Raw genomic sequence first — 6321 nt, 5'->3', positions numbered from 1 at the left:
ATCTTTTGAAGGATTTAAAACAAGAATTTTAGCTAAAATAACAGCATTAACTTTGGTTCAATATATCAATAAATTCATATTTGATAGACCAATAAACAATATTAAAAATCAAATTATTTAATTACACCCAACGGGTTAACTTTAGTTAATTACATCCAACAGGTATAAGTTGGGCTTCCATAAATTTTGCTGTAAGCACTTTTCCTGTTTCGTTCTTTCCACTGTGTAATGACGTTCTCTTTAAATTTGATTAGAGGAATTGGTTATAATTCTTTAACAGTGACCCTTGACTACAACTTCGTTACCTTCGCAGTCACAGTGTACTTTGCGGTAGCCGCCTTTACAAAATAAATCCCGGGGGCTAAGGATTGCATTGGAATGGCCACTTCCTGATCGCCCGTTTGGGTTAGTACCTCTTGTTGGTATATCCATTTTCCGGTAATATCATAAACGCTGAAAGTAATGGCTTCGCCTTGTGTGTTTTCAACCTGAATAGTGGCGTTATCCCCTACCGGATTAGGATATACTGTTAAACGAAATTTAGGCTCCAGCTCGCGGTTTACCTTTTGGGTATCAGTATAAATGATGTTTCCCTCCGCATCGTATTGCGTTAAACGATAGTACATCATGCCTGTAAAAGCCGACTCATCGACAGCACGATAGTTTTGGTTTGCTTTAGAGGCACCTCTTCCCGCCTGGGTGGTCATAAGTTCAAAATTAGTATTGTCCATTGAGCGCTCTATGGTATAGCTTTGTTTTTCGGTTTCATTGGCTGTAGTCCATTTGAGTATTACATCCTTGGTCTGGGCTATAGCTAAAAACTCTGCCACAGCTACTGTATTGCCTCTTCTGGCAGCATCGTTACGGGTATACCATATTGGTGCTGTTACCGTTCTTTTTCCGTCCGATTCCGTAATATCGATGTAGTAATATCGCGAGCTTAAATTGGCTAAAGCTGAATGCGTATAAGTAATCGAGCCCGAAGTAGTACTTGTTAATATAGTTGCATTGGAACCACTTCCGGGAACTCCCGAATAAATCTTTAATGATGTTACAGGATTGGTTGTCGTAGTAGTTACTGTAACCGTCGGTGTTCCTGCGGCAGTCATTATGGCACCAATCTGCTTACTGTTCACTTTGAATGTTACATAAGCGCCACAATCTTCTGTTGCATAAAATCGCATGGCACGCATAGCGGCAGACACACTACTTTCGTTTAAGGCAGTGGCCAATACTACCGTTCTGGTTGTAGCCGTATGCCCGTGGGTGACATTATGGTTATCATGGTCCATTGTTGGTCCCAAATGATATCCTCTGGCCAGCATGTTGCGGTAGTAACTAAGATACAGCATTGATGATGGTGGGTCGGTATACGTCACATCGGTAGATGAGGACGGTCCGTTTTCTACTGCCGAACCCACTACGGCATCATCCGCACCACTGTCATAGGTACTCATAATACCGTTGTAGTCAGCATTATTTGGATGTGCCAGTGTAGCAAAAGCGTTACTTCCACTATAGCTATTGATGACACTAAACAAGCCGCTGGCTCCTGTATACATTGATTGGGGTACGTAAATATCATAATTCCCGGCTTCCCATCCCAATAGTTTATCAACACCATAAACAACTACGTGTCCACCGCCCGAGATAACTCCCCATTCCATTCCGTACATTGCCAAAAAGGAAGACGTAGTGGCGGCGGCTGCTTGAGAGCGTCCCAAAGAATAATTGGCTAAAGACATCCCGGCTGTCGCATGGTTGTGCTCACTTATTCCTAAAAAATCCATACAATTGGCGGTATCTCCGAAAGAAAAATCTCCTGACGGTAAACCATTACCATCACTGTACTGACTATGGGAGTGAAAATTACCAAAGTAATAATACAAGGGAGCTTCAAGAGTAGTAGCGGAACCTGTTAAAGGTGAGGTCGTTTTATAAATTGGTCCCCCACTGCAATTAATATTATTATAACTGAAAACATAAAAGTAATAGGTGGTTACTGCAGATAAACCTGAAGCGATGAAGGAACTTGTCGCACCCGAACTCACCACAACAGCATTGCCAAAAGCCGCCCCGGCAGTATAAACCATACCGTTAGATGGATTTACTGTTAATGAAGAAGCCGTACTGTAAACCACTAAATAGCCATCTGCCGTAGTCGTAGTAAAGGAAGCCGTTGCCGTAGTACTCGTGGTGCCCGAAAAAGATAACGCGGTAGGCTGACTAACAGGCGTTGTACATGGTGTAGCGATGGTCGCAAAGCTTCCGGTTAACGGACCGCTTGTTTTGTAGGCTGTGCCTCCGCCGCAAGCACTATTGTTGTAAGCAAAAACGGTCACATAATAGGTAGTACTTGGGCTTAATCCTGATAGCAAAAATGAAGTGGAGCTACCGCTACTAAGTACCGTTCCATTTCCCAAAGTGTTGCCAGTGGCATAGGTTGTTCCGTTGGCAGGATTGGCAGATAAAGAAGCCGATGTACTATATACAGTCAAATACCCATCAGCGGTAGCCGCGGTAAAAGAACCCGTATTAGAGGTGCTTGTTGGTGAACCAAATGTAAGACCCGTTGGCGAATTAGCCGGGGCTACACAAGGCGGGGCTATAGTAGCAAAACTTCCCGTTAAAGGACTGCCTGTTTTGTAGGCTATGCCTCCACTACATCCAAGATTGTTATAGGCAAATAGCGTTACATAATAGGTCGTGCTTGGATTTAAGCCTGTTAAAGACAATGATGTAGAAGTACTACTGCTTACTACGGTCCCATTTCCTAAGGCATTTCCAGCGGTATATGTAGTCCCGTTGGCAGGATTGGCAGATAAGGACGCCGAAGTACTATATACAGTCAAGTATCCATCAGCCGCGGTGGGAGTAAAGGAAGCCGTATTGGAGGTGCTGGACGGTGAACCAAATGTAAGACCCGTTGGCTGATTAACGGGTGCTGCGCAAGGCGGAGCTATAGTAGCAAAGTTACCCGTCAATGGAGATGCTGTTTGATAGGCTGTGCCTCCACTACAACCTACATTGTTGTAGGCAAAAACGGTTACATAATATGTGGTACTTGGACTCAAGCCAGTAAGTGATAAGGTAGTTGAGCTACCGCTACTTTGTACAGTTCCGTTGCCCAAAACAGTGCCAGCAGTATAATTCGTTCCGTTAGCAGGATTAGCAGATAAGGAAGCCGAGCCACTGTATACCACTAAATAGCCATCGGCCGCAGTGGCTGTAAACGAACCCGTGTTTGAGGTGCTCGTTGGCGAACCAAAAATCAGGCTGGTGGCCTGGCTGACTGGCGGGGTACAAAGGGCAGACAACTGATAATTTAATCGGTTAGGATCTGTCGTTCCTGCCGCCTGTACGTTAGCGATACTTACACTAGTCCATTGTGAAGCTGTATAGGTAGCGGAAGGCCCGGTTACCGAAGTACTCCTTACATAACTAATATCGGTGGCATTGATGCCGTTTCCAAATTGATCCAGAATGGTATTGGAGGCATCCAGCAGCGCTACACCATCGTTTCCGTTAAAGTTGATAACCGTGTTGCTCGTTTGTGCTGCACTAGCTGCCGTCAGATAGGATAGTTCCGTTCCGTTGCCTGTATTACCTATCAGTACGGAGCCATAGGCAGGTATGGTAACCGTCAGGCTGACCGTGCTTGACCGTGCTCCTGTAAATGCAATGTTACCTGTAGAACCTGTTACTGCCCAAATTCCCAATTTGAGTTGCGGAGAAGCGGTATTTATGGCCGTATTTCCGGTATTGGTCAACTCAATCCATTTATTGGTTCCCGTCCCTTCATAATATTGTGAGATTATGATTTGAGCCGAGACACTATGCAATGACACTATCATTATTCCTAAACAAGCAATCTGTTTTGCAAAAAGTAATGTTCTATTCATCTTTGTTGAATTAAAATTAAAATAATGTATCTCACATAATTAATAAAAATATACCACATTATCTGTTTTTGTATACACTTTGTTAACAAATACGTATACTTTTATTACTATTTATGACTATTTGTCAACTATTGACTACGATAATTAATAAGTTATAATAATGCCCAAATGACTTGTCCATACAAATAAGGTTTATTTTTTTCCACCCCATCTTATATATCTAAACTAAAGTATTACTTTTGCACCCAATTTAAAAACCCTAATGGGTTATATTTCAGCAAAATGAATACAAAAAAAATTATTGAATACAGGGCGTTATTGGGCGTTGCCAAAACTGCAACCTTAAAGGAACTAAAGACGATTTACAGAAACTGCATGAAGGATATGCATCCGGATACTATAGCGGATGCTGAGGAACGCCATTTGGCGGAAGAAAGAAGTAAGGAGATTATTGCCGCATATCATTTCCTGGTAAGCATTGCGCCGGAGACATTGGAAAAAGATAAAGCAGAATATACAAGAATCACAGCAACTATTAATATTGCCGATTTTTATTATGAGAAAGGTGTGCTTTACATTACTTTTCTTGACGGAAGTTCGTTTGAGTATTTTGGGGTTTTACGACCGGTTTATATCAAAATGGTAAATGCGGAATCGCCGGGTCGTTTTGCGAGAAGACATATCTACAACGACTACATTTACAGAAGTGCCTCAAAATTGGTGGCTGCTGAAGTGGCTGCTGAATAAGTAGTTTGGTTTATAATTTATAAAAAAAAGGTCTTGATTTCTCAAGACCTTTTTTACCTAACAAAATTTATTTATAACACAAAACACAAGTTCTTATTCATCATTGGCAACTGCTGAATTCTTATCGATATTCACTTTCAGTGTTGTAGCAACACCCTGATCGTTTACCATCGTCATATTCAAAGTATCCAGTTTAGACAGGTTTTTAGAAACCAATCCGTTGAACATATTATAGGAGATATTCATTTCCTTTAAATTCCCTAATTTCTCTAAGTCAAAAGGAACCTGACCATCCATTTTATTTTCAAACAAACTCAAAGTTTCCAATGACGTAAGGTTTGAAACTTCTTTCTCTAATTTTCCTGTAAGCTTGTTACTGTTTAACAATAAAACCTTTAAGGATTTCAATTGATAATACGACGCCGGAATCTGACCTTCAATTTCGTTATTGAACAACGAAAGTGTTTCCAAAGCTGATAAATTTCCAATGCTTATCGGTAATTCACCTGTTAGTCTGTTCATGTGCATTTCAATTGATTTCAATTGGGTAGCGTTACCAATCGTCTCCGGAAGTTTTCCCGAAACCTGGTTAAAGGCAATATTAAGTTTGGTTAAACTTTTCAAGTTGCCAATGGATTGCGGTAAAACTCCGGTAATGTTGTTTCTGAACAGATTTAAAATCCGCAGGGAAGTTAAATTTCCTATTTCCATTGGCAGTTCTCCATTAAGGTTATTGTTAACCAATTTAATGGACACCACTTTATCATTTTGGATTTCAACACCGTACCAACTTGATACCGGGGATTTTAAATCCCATTTGTTAATCCATTGTGATCCTTTGGTTGCTTTGTTTAATTTAACTAAAGCATTTTTTTCGGTTGAAGATATTTCTGCGAAAGCGGATACAGAAACAATTAGTAAAGCGACATAAGTAAAAATAGTTTTCATAAATATTGATTTGAGGTTAAGACGAAGTAAAACTATAAGACATATCGTTTAAAAACAAATAAAATCGATGAAATGCATATTTAACCTTCCTTTTTGTAAATTTATCTTACAAAGACAAAAAAAATTCTTATTAAAATTAATAGTTCGGCAAAAGAAATGCATTTAAAAAATAATTTTTACATTTGATGCACTAACCAATAAAACTTACATTATGAACATCAATTTTTTAGCATTATTATTTGCGGCTTTGTCAACACTTGTTGTTGGATTTATTTGGTATAATCCAAAAGTCTTTGGAACTATCTGGATGAAAGAAACCGGAATGACAAAAGAAAATATGAGTGGGGCCAACATGGTTAAAACCTTTGGCTTGTCTATTGTCTATGCTTTCCTAATCTCTTTTGTATTGCAAATGGTTGTAATCCATCAATTTGGTGCTTTAGGCATGGTGGGCGGTGACCCTGCTGTTGCAAAACCATCCTATGCTGCCTTCATGGCAGATTATGGAACAGCTTTCCGAACGTTCAAGCATGGCGCCTTACACGGTTTTATGACCGGATTATTTATGATTTTCCCAACTATCGGTACAACTGCCTTGTATGAAAGAAGAAGTTTCAAATATGTGATGGTGACGAGCGGTTTTTGGATTGTGTGTTTCACAATTATGGGAGGAATAATCTGTATGATGCAATAATTTAACATTCATTACTAACGAAATCGCCCT

4 protein-coding genes and 1 pseudogene are annotated in these 6321 nt (G+C 40.1%); 3 read left to right on the top strand and 2 right to left on the bottom strand.

All coding sequences use genetic code 11. From position 1 onward, the window contains the following. Positions 1-121: pseudogene (locus Q0Q99_RS06345) on the top strand (IS982 family transposase); the annotation flags it as partial. 169 nt (positions 122-290) lie between these two features. Here Q0Q99_RS06345 and Q0Q99_RS06340 read toward each other — a convergent pair. Further along, positions 291-3902, bottom strand: coding sequence for a CehA/McbA family metallohydrolase (locus Q0Q99_RS06340; RefSeq protein ID WP_293893109.1), 3612 nt, complete (start codon positions 3900-3902; stop codon positions 291-293). A 282-nt stretch (positions 3903-4184) separates the two neighbouring features. Between Q0Q99_RS06340 and Q0Q99_RS06335 the strand changes: the two genes are divergently transcribed. Further along, positions 4185-4649: a KTSC domain-containing protein gene (locus tag Q0Q99_RS06335; protein ID WP_293893106.1), complete on the top strand. Its 465-nt coding sequence runs from the start codon at positions 4185-4187 to the stop codon at positions 4647-4649. A 93-nt stretch (positions 4650-4742) separates the two neighbouring features. Here Q0Q99_RS06335 and Q0Q99_RS06330 read toward each other — a convergent pair whose 3' ends face one another. Beyond that, entirely contained in the window at positions 4743-5597 is an 855-nt protein-coding gene (locus tag Q0Q99_RS06330) for a Two component regulator three Y domain protein (protein WP_293893103.1), read from the bottom strand. Between the two features lie 211 nt (positions 5598-5808). Between Q0Q99_RS06330 and Q0Q99_RS06325 the strand changes: the two genes are divergently transcribed. Next, positions 5809-6291, top strand: a complete 483-nt coding sequence (locus tag Q0Q99_RS06325) for a DUF1761 domain-containing protein (protein WP_293893100.1) — start codon at positions 5809-5811, stop codon at positions 6289-6291. Positions 6292-6321 lie beyond the last annotated feature (30 nt).

The sequence above is a fragment of the Flavobacterium sp. genome (genome assembly GCF_025352425.1).
Taxonomy (GTDB): domain Bacteria; phylum Bacteroidota; class Bacteroidia; order Flavobacteriales; family Flavobacteriaceae; genus Flavobacterium.
This window is presented reverse-complemented; position numbering and strand designations above follow the sequence as displayed.